The sequence below is a fragment of the Burkholderia sp. NFPP32 genome (assembly GCF_900119325.1).
Taxonomy (GTDB): domain Bacteria; phylum Pseudomonadota; class Gammaproteobacteria; order Burkholderiales; family Burkholderiaceae; genus Burkholderia; species Burkholderia pyrrocinia_C.
The window spans coordinates 131,138-152,253 of sequence record NZ_FPJP01000013.1 but is presented as its reverse complement, the minus strand read 5'-3'; the positions used below and the strand labels follow the sequence as shown (position 1 = coordinate 152,253).

The following is a 21,116-nucleotide window of genomic DNA, read 5'->3' as shown; positions in this document are numbered from 1 at the left end:
GTATGACGAATCAAAATCATAAAAGACGGTGGTGCTGACTGGCACGGGTGCCCCGAGGCCGATCCGTTGGAGTCATGGCAGTCGGAAGAGTGGCAATCGCGGGTTCCGATACACCGGCGCCCAGGACGCGCAAGGAATTCACAAGGTTCCGGCGCACTGCAGGTGGGGTCTTACTACGAGCGAGAGGGAACAAGATGAAGCAGAGAGTTTTGGCGTTGGCCATCAAGAGGATAGTCTGGGCGGAACTGGCGCTGACGGCCGCACTGGTGCCGCCGGCGTTCGCCCAGAGCCAGCCGGCGCCGGGCGCCGTCGCGATCGCGGATGCGGTCGCGAACGGCGCGCCCGTGACCGTCGCACAGGAGGCGGGCAGCACGCCGGATGCCGCCGCTGCAACGGGTGCCGCGGCGTCCGGTGCGGCAACCGAGGCGATGCCTGCCACACCCGGCGCGAACGGGCAGGGCAAGGTCGCGCAGATCAAGCGTTTCGAGGTGACGGGCTCGCTGATCCGGCAATCCGACAAGACCGGTTTTCAGCAGGTGCAGACGATCACGCCGAAGGAGATTCAGGCCAGCGGCGCGGTGACGGTGACCGACTTCCTGCGCAATGCGACGGCCAACTCGGCGAACAGCTGGAATGAAGGGCAGTCGGGCAACTTCGCGGCCGGCGCGGCCGGCATCGCGCTGCGCGGCCTGTCCGAGAAATACACGCTCGTGTTGATCGACGGCCAGCGCGTGGCACCGTATGCGTTCTTCTCGAACAGCGTCGATTCGTTCTTCGACCTCAACACGCTGCCGCTCAACGACATCGAGCGCATCGAAATCGTGAAGACGGGTGCGGTGTCGCAATACGGGTCGGACGCGATCGGCGGCGTCGTCAACATCATCACGAAACACAATTTCCGCGGGCTGCAGCTCGACGGCAGCATCGGCAGCGCGATCAACGCCGGCAACGGCGACGGCACGACGAAGTTCGGCGTGCTCGGCGGCTTCGGCGACCTGAACGCCGACCGCTTCAACGTGACGGCGGCGCTCAGCTACTACAAGTCGAACGGTTTTACCCTTGCTGATCGCGATTCGACCCGCAACCAGGACTTCACGGGCAAGCCGGGCGGCTTTTCGCTGCTCGCGCCGTCCTACTGGAACATGCCCGACGGCAGTGCGCAGGCGCTGAGCGGCTGCCCGTTCGGCGGGGCGGTCCGACCGGCCGCGCCGAACTCGCTGTCGGCCGGCCTGCCGGGCACGATCTGCTCGTACAACACGGCCGAAAGCACGTCGATCCTGCCGATGACCGAACGTCTGAATGCGAAGCTGCATGGCGACTTCAAGATCAACGACACGACGACGGCCTTCGCGGACTTCCTCGAGAGCTACAACACCACCACGACCAACAACGGTCTGTGGAACAACGTGATCGGCAACCCGCAGAACCCGGCGCTGGTGTGGAATCCGCAGACGCAGTTGCTGTCGCCGTTCAACACGGTCGTACCGGTGACCAACCCGTACAACACGACGGGCGCGGCGACGCCGTTGACCTACGCGTTCCCGAACACGGTCGCGCAGAAGACCTGGGCCAACTACTGGCGCGCGTCGGCCGGTATCAAGGGTTCGTTTACGCTGCCGTACGGCGACTGGGACTGGGCGACCTCGGTCAGCCATTCGCAGAGCACCGTATCGAACGTGTTCACGAACCAGCTGAACGTGAACGCGTTGAACAACATCTACCAGAACGGCACGCTGAATTTCGCGAATCCGGCGGCGACACCGAACGCGTTCAACGGCCTGTACCAGGAAGCGAACAATCTCGGCATCTCGAAGCTCGACACGATCGACGCGACGCTGTCGACGCCGAACCTGTTCCACCTGCCGACCGGTGACGTCGGCATCGGCTTCGGCGCGCAGTTCACGCACCAGAGCGAAACGCTGACACCGGGCTCCGAATACCTGAGCGGCGCGGTGATCTCGCCCGATCTGCAGACAGTGAACGGCGCGCGCAACGTCGCGGCCGTCTATTACCAGATCAACGTGCCGATCCTGGAGAACCTGACGTTCAGCCAGGCAGGCCGCTACGACCACTACACGGACGTGGGCGGTGCGTTCTCGCCGCGCTTCGCGCTGCGCTACCAGCCGATCAAGGCGCTCACGCTGTATACGTCGTACAACCGCGGGTTCCGTGCGCCGACCTTCGTCGAGGACAGCAAGTCGCAGACGCTCGGCATCCAGGTCGACCCGGCCACCGGCCAGAACTACACGTCGATCACGGTCGGCAACCCGAATCTCGCGCCGGAGCGCACGCGCAACTTCAACATCGGCTTCCAGGTCTCGCCGGCCCGCTACACGGATATCGGCTTCGACTGGTACAAGATCCGCATCGACAACGTGATCGGCCAGGGCAAGCCGTCGCAGGTCGTGACCGACCCGACGACCGGCCAGCTGCTGTACAAGGTGATTCCGTACCAGAACCTCGGCTACCTCGACACGAACGGCTTCGAAGGCACGTTCCGCCAGGGGCTGCCGCTCAAGGGCTGGGGCATGCTCACGCTGTCGGGCGACTGGGCGTACATCAACAGCTACAAGATCGGCTTCCCGGGCGGCACACCGGTGAACGGCGCGGGCAACAACTTCACGATCACGCAGCCGTTCGGCGGCAGCTTCCCGCGCTGGCGCGGCAACACGACGCTGGACTGGAACTATCGCAAGTTCGATGCGGCGCTGACGTGGCAGTTCACGGGCCCATACGCGCAGAACCTGCTGCCGGAGCCGCCGAAGGTCGGTTCGTACAGCCAGTTCAACCTGATGCTGACGTACACGGGCTTCAAGAACTGGACGATCTACGGTGGCATCGACAACATCTTCAACCGCACGCCGCCGTACGATCCGATCTTCGCGAACGGCACGCTGAGCCAGAGCGGGTACGACACGTCGGTGTATTCGTACATCGGCCGCTTCGCGCAGATCGGCGCGACGTACAAGTTCTGACGGCGATCGCGATGCACTGACAGGCTTTAGACCGGCCGCTCCACGTCCACACCCCCCCTTTCTCTGGAGCGGCCTTTTTTCGCCTGGCGCCACGACGGTCTGCGAACGGGACCGCGACGGCGCAGCTTGTCGGATCGTTTGCAGCACGAATTACCAGCAGGACGCGGGCGGCATGCCGTGTCCGGCACAGGCATCGACCGCGCGCAGGCATTGCGCCCGCACGCTTCCGGACAGACTGACCATGACACTGTTGAAATGGCGAGGGGCACATGTGCCGCGCCATGCATACCTGATGGGCAACGGCACGCGCGCCGTGCTGCTCGCATGCGCGGTGCTGCTCGCGTCGGCCGGCGCCATGCCGCGGGCCGCGTTCGCGGTGTCGGCGATTTCGCAATACGACCAGCCGAAATATCCGCCGGACTTCACACATTTCGATTACGCGGATGCGGATGCGCCGGACACCGGCACGCTGAATTTCGAAAACTACGACGAAGCGCAAAGCTACGATTCGCTGAATCCGTTCCTCGTGCGTGGCTCGCCCGCGCCGGACATCAAGAACCTGATGTTCGACACGCTGATGCAGCGCAGCTGGGACGAACTCGCGTCCGAATACGCGCTGATCGCCGACGATGTCGAGGTCGCACCGGATCGGCTGTCGGCGACGTTCCACATCAACCCGGCCGCGCGTTTCTCGAACGGCGACGCGATCACCGCGGCAGACGTCAAGTATTCGTTCGACACGCTGACGAGCCCGCAGGCGTCGCCGATCTACAACGCGCAGTTCTCGATCATCAAGCGCGCGGTGGTGGTCGACAGCCATGCGATCCGCTTCGAATTCAAGCACGCGGAGCGCGACGCGGCGCTGATCGCGGGCGACTTGCCGGTGTTCTCGCCGAAATGGGGGCAACGCGTGGACGGCACGCGGCCGCCGTTCGACCAGCTCGCGACCGTGCCGCCCATCGCGAGCGGCGCGTACCTGATCGAGCAGCGCAAGAACGACAAGCAGATCCGATACGTGCGCAACCCGCACTACTGGGCCGCGAACCTGCCGTCGCGGCGCGGGATGTTTCGTTTCGCCCACGTGTCGTTCAAGCTGTACCTGGACCAGTACACGGCGCTCGAGGCGTTCAAGGCCGGCGATGTCGACGCGCGCATGGAGTACAGCTCGACGCAATGGGCCCGCAAGTACGTCGGCAAGAATTTCCGCAACGGCATGCTGAAGAAGGGGGAATTCCCGGACGGCCCCGCGCAGATGCAGGGTTTCCTGATGAACATGCGCAAGCCGATGTTCCAGGACGTGCGTGTACGGCATGCGCTCGCGCTGGCGTTCGACTTCGACTGGATGAGCCGGATGATGTTCTACGGGCAGTATCGCCGCACCAGCAGCTTCTGGGAGGCGAGCCCGTTCGCGGCGTCCGGCGTGCCGAGCGCCAGGGAGCTCGCGCTGCTCGAACCCTTCCGGTCGACGCTGCCGCCGGCGGTGTTCGGGCCGATGGTCGGCCAGCCGTCGACGCTGCCGCCGGGCTCGCTGCGCGCGAACCTGAAGGAAGCGCGCGACCTGCTCGCGCAGGCCGGCTGGCACTACCGCGACGGCGCGCTGCGCGACGCGAACGGCACGCCGATGACGATCGAGATCATCGACGACCAGCCCGGCATGGACCGCCTGATCCTGCCGTACACGCAGGCGCTCGCGACGCTCGGCATCCATGCGTACCTGCACGAGATCGACAGCGCGCTCTACCAGAAGCGGCTCGACAATTTCGAGTACGACATGACGACGTACATCTACTTGCCCGTGACGATCCCGGGCGCGGAGCTGACGCGCCGTTTCGGCAGCGCGGCCGCGTCGCAGCCGGGCTCGGAGAACTATCCGGGCGTGAAGTCGAAGGCCGTCGATGCGCTGATTCGGGCGGCGCTCGCGGCCGACACGCTCGACGATCTCGAAACGGCCACGCACGCGCTCGACCGCGTGCTGATCAACCTGTACGCGCTGATCCCGCAGTACTACCTGCCGAACGCGCGGATCGCGTACAAGGCGACGCTCGGCCACCCGGCGATCGTGCCGGACTCCTATCAGTACGAGGACTGGATCATCGACTACTGGTACGTGAAGAAGCCGGCGGCACGACCCGCTCCGGCGGCCTGACGGGGAGCAACGATGCTGGCATACATATTCAGGCGGCTGCTGCTGATGATCCCGACGCTGATCGGGGTGGTGACGATCACGTTCGCGGTCACGCAGTTCGTGCCGGGCGGCCCGGTGGAGCAGGTGCTCGCGCAGCTGCGCCACGGCAGCGCGCACGGGGGCGAGGCGGGCGGAGGCGGGGGCGGCTACCACGGCAGCCAGGGCGTCGATCCGCAGCAGATCGAGCAGATCCGCAAACAGTTCGGCTTCGACAAGCCGCCGCTCGAGCGCTATCTGCTGATGCTGAAAAGCTATGCGACGTTCGACCTCGGCCAGTCGTACTTCGCGCACCGCAGCGTGTGGGCGGTGATCCGGTCGAAGCTGCCGGTGTCGATCACGCTCGGGCTGTGGACGGTGATCCTCACCTATCTCGTGTCGGTACCGCTCGGCATCGCGAAGGCGGTGCGCAACGGCTCGCGGTTCGACACCGTGACGAGCGTGCTGGTGCTGACCGGCTACGCGGTGCCGGGTTTCGTGCTCGGCGTGCTGCTGCTGATGCTGTTCGGCGGCGGCACGTTCTGGCAGGTGTTTCCGATGCGCGGGCTCACGTCGGACAACTTCGACGACCTGACGCTGATCGGCAGGACGCTCGACTATCTGTGGCACATCGCGATGCCGGTGACCGCGGCGGTGATCGGCAATTTCGCGATCGTCACGATCCTGACGAAGAACACGTTCCTCGAGGAAATCGGCCGGCAGTACGTGCTGACCGCGCGCGCGAAGGGAGCGCCGGAGCGCGACGTGCTGTGGAAGCACGTGCTGCGCAATGCGGCAATCCCGCTGCTCACCGGGCTGCCGGCGGCATTCGTCGGCGCGTTCCTGAACGGCAACCTGCTGATCGAGACGCTGTTCTCGCTCGACGGGATGGGGCAACTGTCGTACGACTCGGTGATCCGCCGCGACTATCCCGTCGTGCTCGGCTCGCTGTTCCTGTTCACCCTGATCGGTCTGCTGACCAAGCTCATCGCGGATATCTGCTATGTCGTCGTCGACCCCCGTATCCAGTTCAGCCGCCTGGACCACTGATCCCGCGTGCGCGCCGTCGCCGTCGCCGTGGCGGCGCACGTGGCAGCGCTTTCGCGCGCAGCCGCTCGGCTATGCAAGCCTCGTGATCTTCGCGGCGCTGTTCGTGCTCAGCCTGTGTGCCGACGGCCTGTCGAACGACCGGCCGCTGCTCGTGCGCTACGACGGGCACTATTACTTTCCGATCGTGAGGGACTATCCGGAGACCGCGTTCGGCGGCGACTTTCCCGCGAAGACGAACTATCTCGATCCCTACATGCGCGCGAAGCTCGAGTCGCACGGCAATTTCGCGGTCTATCCGCCGAACCGCTACCGCTACGACACGATCGACTACTTCGCATCGCAGCCGTATCCGGCGCCGCCGTCGGCGAGCAACTGGCTCGGCACCGACCAGTTCGGGCGCGACGTGCTCGCGCGGCTGCTGTACGGGTTCCGGCTGTCGGTGCTGATGGCGTTCGCGCTGACCGTGTCGGGGGGGCTGGTCGGCGTGCTGACGGGCGCGCTGCAGGGCTTCTACGGCGGCCGCGCCGACCTGGTCGGGCAGCGCCTGATCGAGATCTGGAGCGCGTTGCCGGACCTGTACCTGCTGATCATCTTCGCGTCGATCTTCACGCCGTCGCTGTGGCTGCTGTTCATCCTGCTGTCGATGTTCGGCTGGCTCGTGCTGTCCGATTACGTGCGCGCGGAGTTCCTGCGCAACCGCGCGCTCGACTACGTGAAGGCCGCGCGCACGATGGGGCTATCGAACTGGCAGATCATGTGGCGGCACGTGCTGCCGAACAGCCTGACGCCGGTGATCACGTTCCTGCCGTTCCGGATGAGCGCGGCGATCCTGTCGCTGACGAGCCTCGACTTCCTCGGCCTCGGCGTGCAGCCGCCGACGCCGAGCCTCGGCGAGCTGCTGCAGGAAGGCAAGAACTACCTCGACGCGTGGTGGATCTCGATCTCCGCGTTCGCGGCGCTGGTCGTCACGCTGCTGCTGCTCACGTTCATGGGCGACGCACTGCGCAACGCGCTCGATACGCGCTCGCGCGGCTCGGCGTTCGGCGGGGGGCGATGATGGCGAACGCGTTGCTGCAGATCGACGGGTTTTCGGCACGTTTCGGCGCGAAGGCGGCCGTGCAGGACCTGAGCCTGTCGATCGGGCGCGGCGAGCGCGTGGCGCTCGTCGGCGAATCGGGGTCGGGCAAGAGCGTGACGGCGCTGTCGATACTGCGCCTCGCGCAGCACGCGACACTGTCGGGACGGATGCTGTTCGACGGCGAGGACTTGCTCGCGAAGTCCGAACAGCAGATGCGCGGGATTCGCGGCGCCGACATCGCGATGGTGTTCCAGGAACCGATGACCGCGCTGAATCCGCTGTATACGATCGGCAAGCAGATCGCCGAGAGCCTGAGGCTGCACGAGGGGCTGCGGCCGGGCGACGCGCGCGAGCGGGGGATCGCGCTGCTGCGGCGCACCGGTATCCCGGAGCCGGAGCGGCGTATCGACAGCTTTCCGCATCAGTTGTCGGGCGGGCAGCGGCAGCGCGCGATGATCGCGATGGCGCTGGCGTGCCGCCCGCGGCTGTTGCTGGCGGACGAGCCGACGACGGCGCTCGACGTGACGGTGCGCCAGCAGATCGTCGATCTGCTGATCGAACTGCAGGAGCAGGAGGCGGCCGCGCGCGGGATGGCCGTGCTGCTGATCACGCACGACCTGAATCTCGTGCGGCGCTTTGCACAGCGCGTGGCCGTGATGGAGCAGGGCGTGGTCGTGGAGACGAACACGACCGACGCGCTGTTCGCCGCGCCGCAGCACGCCTATACGCGCCGGCTGCTCGACAGCGCGCCGCAGCGGGACGTCGAGCCGGTCGCGGCCGGCGCACCGACGATCCTCGACGTGCAGGACCTCGCCGTCGATTACCGCATCGCGGCGAAGGGCTGGCGCGCGGTGCTCGGCAAGACGACGTTCCGGGCCGTGCACGACGTGAAGCTGAACCTGAGGCGCGGCGAAACGCTCGGGATCGTCGGCGAGTCGGGGTCGGGGAAATCGACGCTTGCGGCGACGGTGCTCGGCCTGCAGCGACCGGCGGCCGGCTCGATCGAGATCGACGGCATGCCGCTGGAAGCGCTGCGGACGACGGGTGGCAGGCGTGCGCTGTACGGCAGGATGCAGGTCGTGTTCCAGGACCCGTTCGGCTCGCTGTCGCCGCGGATGACGGTCGAGCAGATCGTCGGCGAGGGGCTCGCCGTGCACCGGCCGCAGGTGGCCGGGGACGCGCGCCGCGCGCGAATCGCCGTGCTGCTTCAGGAGGTCGGCCTGGCGGCCGAGTCGATGCTGCGTTATCCGCACGAATTCTCCGGCGGCCAGCGGCAGCGGATCGCGATCGCACGTGCGCTGGCGGTGGAGCCCGAATTGCTGGTGCTGGACGAACCGACGAGCGCGCTCGATGTGTCGATCCAGAAGCAGGTGCTGAATCTGCTGACGAATCTGCAAAAGAAGTACAAATTGAGCTACCTGTTCATCACGCACGATCTCGCGGTGATGCGTGCGATGGCCCACCGGGTCGTCGTGATGAAGGCGGGGCGCGTGGTCGAGGAGGGCGATACGCTCGACGTGCTGCATGCGCCGTCCCATCCGTATACACGCGCGCTGCTTGCGTCGTCGATGCTGGCTCCGGTGCGCGGCCCGCAAGAGGGAACCGATGATTGACATGAACCGGGCGAAGCGCGCCCAGGCCACCCACGCGCCGTGCGGCGGTGCCGACGGTGATACGGTCCCGCGGTCCCGCGCCGGAACGCCGGCGGTTCGCTGACGCATGCCGATGCCGTCGTTCTTCATCGATCGTCCCGTCTTTGCGTGGATCGTTGCGCTCGCAATCGTCGTCGCGGGCGTGCTCGCGATTCCGCAGCTTCCGATCGCGCAATATCCGCGCCTTGCGCCGCCGCGGGTCGTGATCACGGCCGCGTATCCGGGCGCGTCGACCGAGACGGTCGACGGCGACGTCGGCAGCATCATCGAGGAAAGCCTCGACGGCGCCGACGGGCTTCTGTACTACGAGACGAGCAGCGACGGTCACGGCAACCTCGAGATCGACGTGACGTTTTCGCCCGGCACCGATCCGGACATCGCGCTCGTCGACGTGAACAACCGGCTGAAGCAGGTCGAGTCACGGTTGCCGCAGCAGGTCGTCCAGCAAGGGATCGGCGTATTCAAGGCGGCGAACACGTTCCTGATGCTCGTCACACTGACGTCGACCGACGGCACGCGCGATTCCGCGCAACTCGGCGATTACCTGAACCGCTACGTGCTGCGCGAACTGAAGCGTGCGCCGGGCGTCGGCGCGGCCGAACTGTGGGACGCCGACGAGGCGCTGCGCGTCTGGCTCGATCCGCACAAGCTGCGCGAATACGGTGTCGGCGCCGACGACGTGATCGCGGCGATCGGCACGCAGAACGCGACGGTGACGGCCGGCGCGATCGGCGATGCGCCGTTCCCGGGCGGCCAGCAACTCACCGCGTCGATCGTCGTCAAGGGGCAGCTCGCGTCGCCGGACGAGTTCGGCCGGATCGTGCTGAAGTCGAAGGCGGACGGTTCGGCGGTGCGCGTCGCCGACGTCGCGCGTGTCGAAATCGGCCGCGACGACTACTCGTTCTATTCGCGGCTGAACGGCCGGCCGGCGGCCACGGTCGGCATCCAGCTCGGCCCGCGCGGCAACGCGCTCGAAACGTCGAACGCGATCCGTGCGCGGCTCGCCGAGTTGTCGAGGGTGTTGCCGCCGGGCGTGGCGATCGAGATTCCGTTCGACGGTGCGCATTTCGTGACGATCGCGATCCGGGAGGTCGTGCTGACGCTCGTCGAGGCGGTCGTGCTGGTGTTCTGCGTGATGTGGCTGTTCCTGCGCGACCTGCGCTACACGCTGGTGCCGACCGTCGTGATTCCCGTCACGCTGATGGGCGCGTTCGTCGCGATGTGGGCGTTCGGACTGTCGATCAACGTGTTCACGATGTTCGGTCTCGTGCTGGCGATCGGCATCCTCGTCGACGATGCGATCGTCGTCGTCGAGAGCGTGCACCGGGTGATGGAGGAGGGCGTGTCGCCGCGCGACGCCACGCGCCGTGCAATGAAGCGGATCGGCGGTGCGATCGTCGGCGTGACCGCGGTGCTGACCGCCGTATTCGTGCCGATGGCGTTTTTTCCGGGCACCGTCGGCGGCATCTACCGGCAGTTCGCGGTGGCGATGATCGCATCGATGCTGGTGTCGTCGTTCATGGCGCTGTCGCTCACGCCCGCGCTGTGCGCGAACCTGCTGAAGCCGGTCGCGCGACACGAGGGCGGAACCGGCCGCGCGCGGCGACGCGGCATCGGCGCGCGTCTGGCCGACCGGTTTGGTGCGGCGTTCACACGCGTCGAAACGGGCTATCGCCGCATCGCCGTGTTCGCCGTGCGCCGCACCGGCATGGTCGTGGCAGTGTACGCGGCGCTCGTGATCGCATGCGGGCTGCTGTACTGGATGATGCCGGGCGGCTTCCTGCCGACCGAGGACCAGGGGCAACTGCAGGTGATGATCCAGTTGCCGGCGGGGGCCACGCAGGCGCGCACGCTTGCGGTCGTCGAGCGTGTCGAGGCGATCCTGCGCGCGGAGCCGGCGATCGCGAACGTGACGAGCGTGATCGGCTGGAGTTTCGCGGGCAGCGGACAGAACGTCGGGATGGCGTTCGTGGAGCTGAAGGACTGGGCGCAGCGCGACGTCGACGCGATCGCGTTGCGCGACCGGCTCAACGGGCGTTTCGGCACGATCCTCGACGGCGACGTCGAGGCGTCGCTGCCGCCGTCGGTGCGCGGCATCGGGCATTCCGACGGATTCACGTTCCGGCTCGAGGATCGGGGCGGCGTCGGGCTCGACGCGTTGAAGGCGGCTCGCGAGCAGCTGTCCGAACGCGCGAAGGCGGATCCGTTGCTGGCCACCGTGCATTTCGAAGACCTGCCGGACGCGCCGCGTGTCGAACTCGATGTCGATCGCGCGAAGGCGTATGCGCTCGGCGTACCGTTCGAGCGGATCGCGGGCCTCCTGGGCGGCACGTTCGGCTCGAACTACATCAACGATTTTCCGGCGTCGGGGCGGATGCGGCGGGTGATCGTCGAGGCCGACCCGGTCGCACGCGCGACCGATGCGCAACTGATGGCGCTGACGGTGCCGAACCGCACCGGGGACATGGTTCCGCTATCGGCCATCGCCGCGCCGCACTGGACGATCGGGCCGGCGATGCTGAATCGTTACAACGGCTATCCGTCGCTCGACATCAGCGGCCGGGCGGCGACCGGCACGAGTTCGGGCGCGGCGATGGCGGAGATGGAGCGGCTCGCCGGCGCGCTGCCGGCCGGGATCGGCTTCGACTGGGTCGATGCGGCGCGCGAGGAGCAGGTAGCCGCGCGGCAAACGCCGTTGCTCGTCGGACTGTCCGTGCTGGCGGTTTTCATGGCGCTTGCCGCGTTGTACGAGAGCTGGTCGATTCCGCTGTCCGTGCTGACGATCGTGCCGCTCGGCATGATCGGCGCGATCGCGGCGGCGCTCGCGCGCGGCATGCCGAACGACGTGTACTTCAAGGTCGGGATGATCACCGTGGTCGGGCTGGCGGCGAAGAACGCGATCCTGATCGTGCAGTACGCGCGCGATCTCGCCGGGCGCGGCGTGCCGCTGCGGCAGGCGGTGATCGATGCGGCCGCCGCGCGATTCCGGCCGATCGTGATGACGTCGATGGCGTTTTTGCTCGGGGTCGTGCCGCTCGTGCTGGCGACGGGCGCCGGCGCGGAAAGCCGGCGTTCGATCGGCACGGGCGCGTTCGGGGGCGTGCTCGCGGCGACGATGTTCGGGCTCGTGTTCGCGCCGGTGGCGTTTCGCGTGGTGGTGTCCGTCGGCCGGCGTGGACGGCACGCTGCGATGACGAGGCGCGACGCGCGGCGGGCGGAAACGGTTGGGGATCTGGAGGTGGATTGAGGGCCGCGGGCGGGTTGTTGGCGGTGGGATCAGGGGTTTTCGGATGTGAGTATCTCATTTGACATAATCATAATTAGCACACGAAAATTTTGTGGCAGCCGTATCCTAATGTCGTGTTCTGGCTATTTACAGATGTCGTGTTTTTGACTGCTGGCATGCTGGACGGCTCGTTGAGCATGCGCGGAGCCGACCATGCAACCAGCCGGATCGGTTGACGCATCTCAATCGCCGTGTCCGGAACGCGGATATCGTGGTGCGGGCGCTCGCGAATTGCGGCAGCGCGATTCGGCGCGTCCGTGGACGTCGACAGCGGTTTCATTCAATCTGAACAGGGGCTTTTCCATGCAACGCCGCACACGGGATTCGGATCGAGCCGCTCGTCGACGCGCGGCGGGCATCGCATCGGTGGCGCCAGCCGCATCTGGCGGCCGGACGCCCGCCATGCGCGATTCATTGTCGAATCCCAGGGAAATCATGTCGCTTGCCGTGATCCCCCGGCGTTTGGGCCCGGCGCGAAAGCAGAACCAGTTGCGGGCCGCCCGCCGTCACGCGCGGCGGCTCGACACGGCGCTGCGGCGCGCGTCCTCCTACCCGCACCCTGCCGGCCGGATCGAACGAATCGAGACGCATCTCTCGGTGATCTACCTGGCCGGGCGTTTCGCGTACAAGCGGCTCAAGCCGCTCGACCTGGGCTTTGCCGACTTCAGACCCCTCGCCGCCCGGCGCCGCAGCTGCGCCGCCGAGCTGGTCCTGAACCGGCCGCTGGCGCGCGAGCTCTATCTGGCCGTCATGCCGCTCGAACGCACGCGACGCGGTTGCCGGCTTGCCGGCTGCGATACGCGTGCGGTGGCGGCCATCGACTATCTGGTGAAGATGCGCCGTTTCGACCAGGCAGCGCTGTTTTCCCGCCTGCTTGCGGCGGGAGCGCTCACGAACGCGGATATCGACCGCGTCGCGGCCCGGCTCGCGAGCTTTCATGCGCGCGCCAGCAAGGACGTACCGTCCGCCGCGTTCGGCAGCGCGGCCTTGCTGCACGCGCAACTCGATGCCGTGCTCGCCTCGCTCGCGGTCGGGCCCATGGCCCTGCCGGCCACGCTGCGGGACTGCTACCGACGCAACTGCGCGGCACTGTCCCGTCATCTCGACGCGCGCCGGGCGGGCGGCTTCGTGCGCGCCTGCCATGGCGACCTGCACCTCGGCAATCTGGTCCGCCGGGGCACCGACGTGTTGATGTTCGACTGCATCGAATTCAGCGACGCACTTCGCTGGATCGACGTCGTCAACGACCTGGCATTCCTGGCGATGGATCTGTATGCGCACGGCCGCGCCGACCTTGCCTATCGCCTGCTCAATCGCTGGCTGGAGGCGACCGGCGATTTCGCCGGCCTCGCGGCGCTGCCGCTGTACGTCGGCTATCGCGCGCTGGTGCGCGCGCAGGTGGCCGTGCTGCGCGCCGGCTCGGGCGGCCCGCGACTCACATCGGCGCAAAGCGACGACCTGCGCGCGGCCGGACGTTACATTGCGCTCGCCGCGCGCGTCGCACACAGGCCGCCGCCGTATCTGTTGCTATGCCACGGCGCGTCCGGCTCCGGCAAATCCGTCGCAAGCCGCGCGCTCGCCGATCTGATCGGCGCGGTTCGCGTGTCGAGCGACAGCGAGCGCAAACGCACGCATCCGCTCGCCCCCGTCGGGCGCGGCGCATTGTCCGACAGCGCCTATGCGGCGCACGCGATCGATGCCCAATACGATCGGCTGCGCGAGATCGCGGAGACCACGCTGCGGGCTGGCTACCCGACGATTGTCGACGCCACCTTCCTGGCCCATGCCCGCCGTACGCGCTTCGTCGCGCTGGCCGGGGCGCTTGGCGTACCCGTGTTCATCCTCGATTTCCGCGCCGGCCGGACCTGCATGGCCGAACGCGTCAAGCGGCGCTGGCTGGCCGGAAACGACGTGTCCGATGCCGGGCCCGCGGTGCTGGACGCGCAGTGGCGCGACGCCGAGCCGTTGACGCCGGACGAAGCGGCGATCTCGCTTCCCTTCGACACCGAGGTGCCGATCGAACGGTTCCGGTCGGCGGGATACTGGCGGCCGCTGCTGGCCGCGTTGCGCGCGGAACGGGGGCGCGCCGCCGCAGACGCGACGAAGCATCCGCGCGTCGGTTCGTTTCCAGGGACGGCGCCGGCGAGACGATTGCCGAGATCGCTCAGGCCCTATGCGTGAGCACAAAGACCGTTGGCATACCCCTACGGCCGTTCTCCAAACCCCGGCTGACTTTCGATCCCTGCCGATTCCGGTCCGGCCGCGGGCCGGCTCGACAGGAACCGGTCGGCGAGCGCGTTCCGGCGTTTGACCTGCATCAATCGCCGGCTCGGGGCCGCGCATAAACTGAGTCGGACTACTTGCCGGACACCGCGCGATGACTACCGCTCCAATGACACGCCGAGACCGGGCGGTCGCGCGCACCGGGGCGATACCGCGATGCCGCTGTCCGCCGAGCACGGCGGCCCGCTGTGCTCCGAGCATGCGCTGATTCGCCGGGTCATGAGCCAGTAAATGCCGCGACCGCCGGTGACGGCGGCCGCCCTCCTTCGTCGATTCGGAGCCCATCGTGCGAATCACCCTGCATCTCGATACTTTCGCCTGCGACACCCCTTCGGCCTATGCCATTCTCTGGATCGACACGGCCATGCGTCGCTGGTCGCGCGAAGGTCATGCAGGGATGGACCTGCCCGTGTGGGGGACGCTCGTCCGCGAAGACGGCGCCACCGTGATGACGGGCCCCGGCAACGCGGGCGCCCTGTGCTGGCTCGACGATTTCGATCTCGACGCACCGTCCGGGCCGTTCGAAGGCCAGGCCGGCATCGCGCGCTGGTTGCGCGATGCCCGGCAGGCGCCAGTGCCTGGCGCATGGCGGGTGCAGTGTGTCGACGATACGGCGGAGATGCCGGAACACGAGGTCTTCACGGGCGACGAAGAAAGCTAGCCGGACCAGGACTGCCGACCGCACCGTCTCCCTTGCTGCGGCGGACCGGCACACGCGTCGCGAACCGCCGGGAACTGCAGTGAACCGCGGCGGGCCGGCGCAGCGGGCCATGGCGAATCCCGCTCGATGGGCAGGACGTGTCAGCGCGGGTTCTCATGGGTTCCAGTGGCCGCGGTCGTGGCGAGTTGCCGCTCGGCAAGGTCGAATGCCCGCTCCAGCGCGTCCATGGGGTCCACGCCCGTCATATGCGGAACCGGACGGAATTCCCCGTTGCGCATGATCAGATCGAGTCGCACGTCATACTTCGGCTGGCGAGTCGACGCACCCATGGCCTCGATCGCGAGATGGCAGCCGGCCAGTTGCGCACCGAACGGCTCGAGACGCATCAGCTGGATGCTCGCTTCCGCCTCCAGCTGAGTCGACCCGGCGAAGCCGAAGTAGGCGATTTGCATCCAGATTCCCATGTTCCGCTCCTGTTGATTGCGCCGATTGATGGCCAGAGCCGGTTCATCAGTGTGGTGCGCTCGCAATACTTGATTTCGTACTCGTACGTCCATCTTCCCCGGCGGCGGCACAGCCTCGTTGATGTGCGTCAACCGACGGACATCGCCGACGCCGCCCGACAACCGGCGCCGGTCGCGTGACGAACCGGCGGTTCGCGTCGACCGTGGTCAAGCAGCGGATCGCACGCTTTCACCGTGAAACCGGGCAGGCCGGAGTGCCGCGGGAGCCGCGACGAAGCAACCCTCACCGACCGCTGCGTCGCAACCGCTCCGCTCCGGCGGCACCAGGCGGGCCGGGGCGCTCAAGCGCAGGCCGGCCCGCTCGGTGCGCGTGAGACGGGCAACTGGATCTTCGGCGACACGCAGGAATGGATCCGCACGAACGTCAGGGCGTCACGATGAAGCACGGACGAACTTCACCTGATGCAGGCATTTGTCCGTGCGATCGAATGAACGCGCGTACCGGTGTTCGGATGCTTCACGATACGCGCCCGACGGAATCGGCGAGCCGGTTCTTCACTCCGTCGTCAGCAATGCTCGGAGCCGCACCTTGGCAACCCGCGTCGCGCGAGGCCTCATCGCTCCACGAACATGCTTGCCTGACTGACCAGAACCGATGTGCCCGCCGTATCGTCGACGAGCCGCGCGATATCCGGGAGCGCGCCGATTGCCGCGCGTCGCCCGGTTGTCCGCGCAAAGTCGCAGGCTGCCTCGACCTTCGGCCCCATGGATCCGGCCGCGAACTGCAGCGCCGCGAGCGCTTCCGGCGACGTGCGCCGGACCAGGCGTGCGTCGGGCGTGCCCCAGTCGAGGTAGACGCCAGCCACGTCGGTTGCGATCACGAACAGGTCCGCGTCGAGTTCGCGAGCGAGGAGCGCCGCACTGCGGTCCTTGTCGATCACCGCCTCGATTCCCCGGTGCCGACCGTCGTCCGCTTTCACGACGGGAATGCCGCCTCCCCCCGCGCAGATCACGATAGCCTGGGTCGCGAGCAGCGCGCGCACCGGTTCGATCTCCAGAAAGCTCAGCGGTCGAGGGCTCGGCACGGCACGACGATAACCGCTGCCGTCGGCGACGATCGTCCACCCGTTCGAACGCGCCGCTTCGGTCGCAGCCGTCTGCGTCAGCACCGGGCCGACCGGCTTGTCGGGCCGGTCGAACGCGGCATCGGACGCGCTGACCTCGACCATCGTCAGCAGCGTCGCGCACGGGCGCGATGCAGACAGCCGGTTGCGCAACTCGAGTTCGATCAGGTAGCCGATCATGCCTTCGGTCTCGGCGTCGAGCACGTCGAGCGGGAAACGTTCGGCAACCGGCACCTGCCCGGACAATGCAGCGAGCATGCCGACCTGCGGGCCGTTGCCGTGCACGATCACGAGTTCGTTGCCATGCGCGATGCCCGCGAGCTGGGCGGCGGCCAGTCTCACGTTTTCCTGTTGTGCGGCGGCGGTCATCGCCTCGCCGCGCCGCAGCAGCGCGTTGCCACCCAGAGCGACCACGATACGCATCGGTTGACCCTCCCCTAGCTCGCCAGCGTCGCGACCAGCACGGCCTTGATCGTATGCAGCCGGTTCTCGGCCTGCTCGAAGACGATGGACGCGTCCGACTCGAATACCTCGTCGGTGACCTCCACGCCGTCGGTCAATCCGAAGCGATCCGCGAGCTGCTTGCCCACTACCGTATGAGCGTCATGAAAAGCCGGCAGGCAATGCATGAACTTCGCGCGCGGGTTGCCGGTTGCCGCCAGGAGCGCGGCGTTCACCTGGTAGGGCAGCAGCGTGCGGATGCGTTCGACCCAGGCCTCCTCGGGCTCGCCCATCGACACCCACACGTCCGTATAAATGAAGTCCGCGCCCTTCACGGCCTCCGCGGGCTGCTCGGTCAGCGTGAGTCGGGCGCCGGTTTTCGCGGCGATCTCGCGGCATTGCGCGATCAGCTCGTCGTGCGGCCACAGATGCCGCGGCGCGCACAGACGCACGTCCATGCCGAGCTTCGCGCCGACGATCATCAGCGAATTGCCGGTATTGTTGTGCGCGTCGCCGATGTAGCAATACGCGATCTCGTGCAGCGGCTTGTCGCTGTGCTCGTGCATGGTCAGCACGTCGGCCAGCATCTGGGTCGGATGGAATTCGTCGGTCAGCCCGTTGTAGACCGGCACGCCCGCATACTGCGCGAGTTCCTCGACGATTGCCTGGCCGAAGCCCCGATACTCGATCGCATCGTACATGCGGCCCAGCACGCGCGCCGTGTCCTTCATCGATTCCTTGTGGCCGATCTGCGAGCCGGTCGGGTCGATATAGGTGACGTGCGCGCCCTGGTCGTGCGCGGCGACCTCGAACGCGCAGCGCGTGCGCGTGGAGGTCTTCTCGAAGATCAGCGCGATGTTCTTGCCGGTCAGGCGCGGCTGCTCGGTGCCCGCATATTTCGCCCGCTTCAGGTCGCGGGACAGGTCGAGGAGATAGCGGATCTGGCGCGGCGTGTAGTCGATCAGCGTCAGGTAGCTGCGGTTGTGTACGTTGAACATGGTGAGATTCCGTCTGTCGATATCGGTCGAATGCGCGGTCAGAGCGCGATCGGATCGCGCGCCACCGGGCAGCTGAGGCAATGGCTGCCGCCGCGCCCGCGGCCGAGTTCGCCGCCCGGCAGCTCGATGACTTCGACGCCGGCCTGGCGCATCTTGCGATTCGTGTAGGTGTTGCGGTCGTAGGCGAGCACGACGCGGCGATCCAGCGCGAGCACGTTATTGCCGTCGTCCCATTGCTCGCGTTCGCTCTCGTAGCGGTCTCCCCCCGTCGTCAGCACGCGCAGCGAGCCGACGCCGAGCGCATTGGCCACGACTTCCAGGAACCGGCCGTCGTGGCGCTCGTAGCGCACCTGCCCGAGCGCGTCGCCCGGGTACAGGCTCGTGCAGCGGATCTCGTCGGCCACGTCCGGATAAATGCTGACGAAGTCCGCGTCGAGGAAGGAGAACACCGTGTCCAGATGCATCGACGCGCGCGACTTCGGCAACTGGCAGGCGATCACGCGCTTCGCGCCGTGGCCGGCGAACAGCGCGCGCGCCACCTGCGTCACGGCTTGCGGGCTCGAACGCTCGCCCATGCCGATCAGCACCACGCCGTTACCGATCGCCATCACGTCGCCGCCTTCGAGCGTCTGTGCGCCGTGGTCGACGTCGGGATTGCCCCACCAGGTGCGAACCTGGCCTGCAAAACGCGGATGGAATGCATAGACCGCCGCGAGCAGCAGCGTTTCCTTGCGTCGCGCCGGCCAGAACATCGGATGCAACGTCACGCCGCCGTAGATCCAGGCGCTCGGATCGCGCTGAAAGATCAGGTTCACGAGCGGCGGAATCACGAAGTCGGACCGCTCCAGATAGCCGCCGAACAGGCCGTGCGCGTCGAACGGCAGCTCCGATTTCGCGACGCCGCCGATCAGTGCGTCGGCAAGCCGCTGCGCCGGCATCGATTCGAGCCACAACCGCAGCTCGCGCAACATGCCGGTGCCGACCTCCTCCTCGGTGATGCGGCGATCGAGGATCCAGTCTCGCGCGTTGGTATCGAGGCAGACTTCGGCCAGCAGGTGCTGGAATTCCAGCACTTCCACGTCCCGTTCGCGCAGCACGCGCACGAAGGTCTGGTGATCCTCGATCGCCTTGTCGACCCACAGCACGTCGTCGAACAGCAAGGCGCCGCAGTTGGCCGGCGTGAGCCGCCGATGAGCAAGGCCCGGCGCGCACACCATCACGGTGCGCAGCTTGCCGGCTTCGGAGTGAACGCCCAATGTCATGGTTTGATTGTCCTTGATCCTGAAGTAGTGGTTCGATCGCGACGGCGGTCGGGAGTCGCCTGCGGCCGTCGCGTCCATGCCCGCCGTCGAGGTTCCGGATCACGCTGTCGAAACCCGGAAGCCGGCGGGCGCGCGCGTCAGCCGACCGACACGATGCCCTTCGCGAACAGCACGACCGCGCTCGCCGCGACCGCAAGCAGCACGGCGGCCGCGACGCGTTCGCGAGCGGTAAAGACGTTCGACTGCGGGTCCTTCTCGCGCTGCGCATACCAGAACACCGGGATGCCGACCACGAAGAAAATGGTGGACATCAGCAGATAGGTCGGGCCGGCCGCATAGAGCAGCCAGGCCGCATAGACGGTTCCCAGCACGCCGGTCCAGATCGACGCGCGCTTGCCCTCGCCCGCCCGCTCGTGAAAGCTCTTTTGCGTGGCGCACTTCCACAGAAAGCCGGTGCTCGCGAGATACGGCGGCAGGATCATGACCCCGGCCACGCTGATGAGCCATATCCACGCGTCATGCGCGAACAGCACGACGAACATCATGACCTGCATCACCGCGCTCGACAGCCATAACGACGGCGCGGCCGCGTGATGCCGGTTCTCGCGGGACAGAAAGCGCGGGAAAATGTTGTCCTTGGCAGCCGCATAAGGCAGTTCGGCGACGAGCACCGTCCACGCGAGCCAGCAGCTCAGTACCGAAAACAGCAACGCGACGACGATGAAGATCGCGCCCCAGTGCCCGACGAGCTGCTCCAGCACATACGCGGAGGACGGATTCTGCAGGCCGGCCAACTGGTGCTGGGACATGACGCCGAACGGCAGCGCCGAAAGCAGGAAGTAGAGCGTCGTGCAGACCGCGAGCCCGATGAACGTCGCGGTACCCACCTCGTGCTGGTTGCGCGCGCGATCGGACACGACCACGGCGCCCTCGATGCCGATGAACACCCACAGCGTGACCAGCATCGTGCTCTTGATCTGCGCGAGCGTGCCGCCCAGGTGTTGCTGCTGCCCCCAGACGTCGAACGTGAAGTGCCCTTTCTGGAAGAACAGCGCGATCACGACGATCGCGATCGACAGCGTGACGATGTTGACGACGCTCGCCATCGTGTTGAGGATCGCCACCCGCTTCACGCCGGAGAGCACCATGAAGTGCAATGCCCAGATCAACAGCGAACCGCCCACGATCGACTGCCAGTTCTTGCCGTCGAGCACCGGAAAGAAATATCCCAGCGTCTGCATGATCAGCACCGCGAACGCGACGTTGCCGAATGCGGAACTGAGCCAATACCCCCACGCCATCTCGAAACCGGCGAACTTGCCGAAACCTTCTCGTGCATAGGAATAGATACCGGCGGTCAGGTCGGGACGCTGGTCCGCCAGCGTGCGGAACGCGTTGGCCATGAAGAACATGCCGACGAGCGTGATGGCCCATGCGATCGCAATGGCGCCCAGGCCGGCGCCCGCTGCCATGTTCTGTGGAAGGTTGAAAGCACCGCCGCCGATCATCGAGCCGACGACGATGCCGCTCAGCAGCAGCAGGCCGAGCTTGCGCGTTTCCGGGCCGCCTGCCGCCGGCTTCGACGGCTGCTTGCCGTCGACCGGCGGTTTTTCGACTACAGGTTGGCTCATACCAGTTCTCCGAATGCGTTGACTTGGCCTGGCCACGGCATGCGACTGGA

13 protein-coding genes are annotated in these 21,116 nt (G+C 66.9%); 8 read left to right on the top strand and 5 right to left on the bottom strand.

Going from position 1 to position 21,116, the window contains the following annotated elements:
• Window positions 1–194 precede the first annotated feature (194 nt).
• The 8 genes from BT264_RS23415 to BT264_RS23380 all read left to right on the top strand — a co-directional run bounded on the left by BT264_RS23415 (window position 195) and on the right by BT264_RS23380 (window position 15,146).
• Entirely contained in the window at window positions 195–2,975 is a 2,781-nt protein-coding gene (locus tag BT264_RS23415; RefSeq protein ID WP_072441193.1) for a TonB-dependent receptor, read from the top strand.
• A 241-nt stretch (window positions 2,976–3,216) separates the two neighbouring features.
• Window positions 3,217–5,121 carry an extracellular solute-binding protein gene (locus tag BT264_RS23410; RefSeq protein WP_072441192.1) on the top strand — a complete coding sequence of 635 codons (1,905 nt, stop codon included), beginning with the start codon at window positions 3,217–3,219 and terminating at the stop codon, window positions 5,119–5,121.
• A 12-nt stretch (window positions 5,122–5,133) separates the two neighbouring features.
• A complete protein-coding gene (locus BT264_RS23405) occupies window positions 5,134–6,186 on the top strand; it encodes a microcin C ABC transporter permease YejB (RefSeq protein WP_072441191.1) in 1,053 nt (350 codons plus the stop codon).
• Entirely contained in the window at window positions 6,140–7,243 is a 1,104-nt protein-coding gene (locus BT264_RS23400) for an ABC transporter permease (RefSeq protein ID WP_072441189.1), read from the top strand. The genes BT264_RS23405 and BT264_RS23400 overlap by 47 nt, the downstream gene beginning before the upstream one ends.
• Window positions 7,243–8,877, top strand: a complete 1,635-nt coding sequence (locus BT264_RS23395; protein WP_072441187.1) for an ABC transporter ATP-binding protein — start codon at window positions 7,243–7,245, stop codon at window positions 8,875–8,877. Before BT264_RS23400 ends, BT264_RS23395 begins: the two co-directional genes overlap by 1 nt.
• A 112-nt stretch (window positions 8,878–8,989) precedes the next feature.
• On the top strand, window positions 8,990–12,163 hold the full coding sequence (locus BT264_RS23390) for a multidrug efflux RND transporter permease subunit (protein ID WP_072441408.1): 3,174 nt from the start codon (window positions 8,990–8,992) through the stop codon (window positions 12,161–12,163).
• 474 nt (window positions 12,164–12,637) lie between these two features.
• On the top strand, window positions 12,638–14,383 hold the full coding sequence (locus BT264_RS23385) for a bifunctional aminoglycoside phosphotransferase/ATP-binding protein (protein ID WP_072467050.1): 1,746 nt from the start codon (window positions 12,638–12,640) through the stop codon (window positions 14,381–14,383).
• A gap of 388 nt (window positions 14,384–14,771) precedes the next feature.
• Complete coding sequence (locus BT264_RS23380; protein ID WP_072441183.1) at window positions 14,772–15,146, top strand: DUF3564 family protein; 375 nt, start codon at window positions 14,772–14,774, stop codon at window positions 15,144–15,146.
• 140 nt (window positions 15,147–15,286) lie between these two features.
• Here the strand turns inward: BT264_RS23380 and BT264_RS23375 are convergent, their stop codons facing one another.
• The 5 genes from BT264_RS23375 to BT264_RS23355 form a co-directional block, all read right to left on the bottom strand.
• Window positions 15,287–15,598: a hypothetical protein gene (locus BT264_RS23375; RefSeq protein ID WP_072441405.1), complete on the bottom strand. Its 312-nt coding sequence runs from the start codon at window positions 15,596–15,598 to the stop codon at window positions 15,287–15,289.
• A 626-nt stretch (window positions 15,599–16,224) separates the two neighbouring features.
• A complete protein-coding gene (locus tag BT264_RS23370) occupies window positions 16,225–17,157 on the bottom strand; it encodes a carbamate kinase (RefSeq protein ID WP_072441182.1) in 933 nt (310 codons plus the stop codon).
• 14 nt (window positions 17,158–17,171) lie between these two features.
• Window positions 17,172–18,173: an ornithine carbamoyltransferase gene (locus BT264_RS23365; protein WP_072441181.1), complete on the bottom strand. Its 1,002-nt coding sequence runs from the start codon at window positions 18,171–18,173 to the stop codon at window positions 17,172–17,174.
• A 38-nt stretch (window positions 18,174–18,211) separates the two neighbouring features.
• Entirely contained in the window at window positions 18,212–19,435 is a 1,224-nt protein-coding gene (locus BT264_RS23360) for an arginine deiminase (protein WP_072441402.1), read from the bottom strand.
• Between the two features lie 137 nt (window positions 19,436–19,572).
• Window positions 19,573–21,066, bottom strand: a complete 1,494-nt coding sequence (locus tag BT264_RS23355) for a basic amino acid/polyamine antiporter (RefSeq protein WP_083534176.1) — start codon at window positions 21,064–21,066, stop codon at window positions 19,573–19,575.
• Window positions 21,067–21,116 lie beyond the last annotated feature (50 nt).

Coding starts and splice junctions, on each gene's coding strand:
- BT264_RS23375 (WP_072441405.1), bottom strand. CDS start 15,598: ATGCAAATCGCCTACTTCGGCTTCGCCGGGTCGACTCAGCTGGAGGCG.
- BT264_RS23370 (WP_072441182.1), bottom strand. CDS start 17,157: ATGCGTATCGTGGTCGCTCTGGGTGGCAACGCGCTGCTGCGGCGCGGC.
- BT264_RS23390 (WP_072441408.1), top strand. CDS start 8,990: ATGCCGTCGTTCTTCATCGATCGTCCCGTCTTTGCGTGGATCGTTGCG.
- BT264_RS23385 (WP_072467050.1), top strand. CDS start 12,638: ATGTCGCTTGCCGTGATCCCCCGGCGTTTGGGCCCGGCGCGAAAGCAG.
- BT264_RS23395 (WP_072441187.1), top strand. CDS start 7,243: ATGGCGAACGCGTTGCTGCAGATCGACGGGTTTTCGGCACGTTTCGGC.
- BT264_RS23355 (WP_083534176.1), bottom strand. CDS start 21,066: ATGAGCCAACCTGTAGTCGAAAAACCGCCGGTCGACGGCAAGCAGCCG.
- BT264_RS23360 (WP_072441402.1), bottom strand. CDS start 19,435: ATGACATTGGGCGTTCACTCCGAAGCCGGCAAGCTGCGCACCGTGATG.
- BT264_RS23415 (WP_072441193.1), top strand. CDS start 195: ATGAAGCAGAGAGTTTTGGCGTTGGCCATCAAGAGGATAGTCTGGGCG.
- BT264_RS23365 (WP_072441181.1), bottom strand. CDS start 18,173: ATGTTCAACGTACACAACCGCAGCTACCTGACGCTGATCGACTACACG.
- BT264_RS23410 (WP_072441192.1), top strand. CDS start 3,217: ATGACACTGTTGAAATGGCGAGGGGCACATGTGCCGCGCCATGCATAC.
- BT264_RS23400 (WP_072441189.1), top strand. CDS start 6,140: ATGTCGTCGTCGACCCCCGTATCCAGTTCAGCCGCCTGGACCACTGAT.
- BT264_RS23405 (WP_072441191.1), top strand. CDS start 5,134: ATGCTGGCATACATATTCAGGCGGCTGCTGCTGATGATCCCGACGCTG.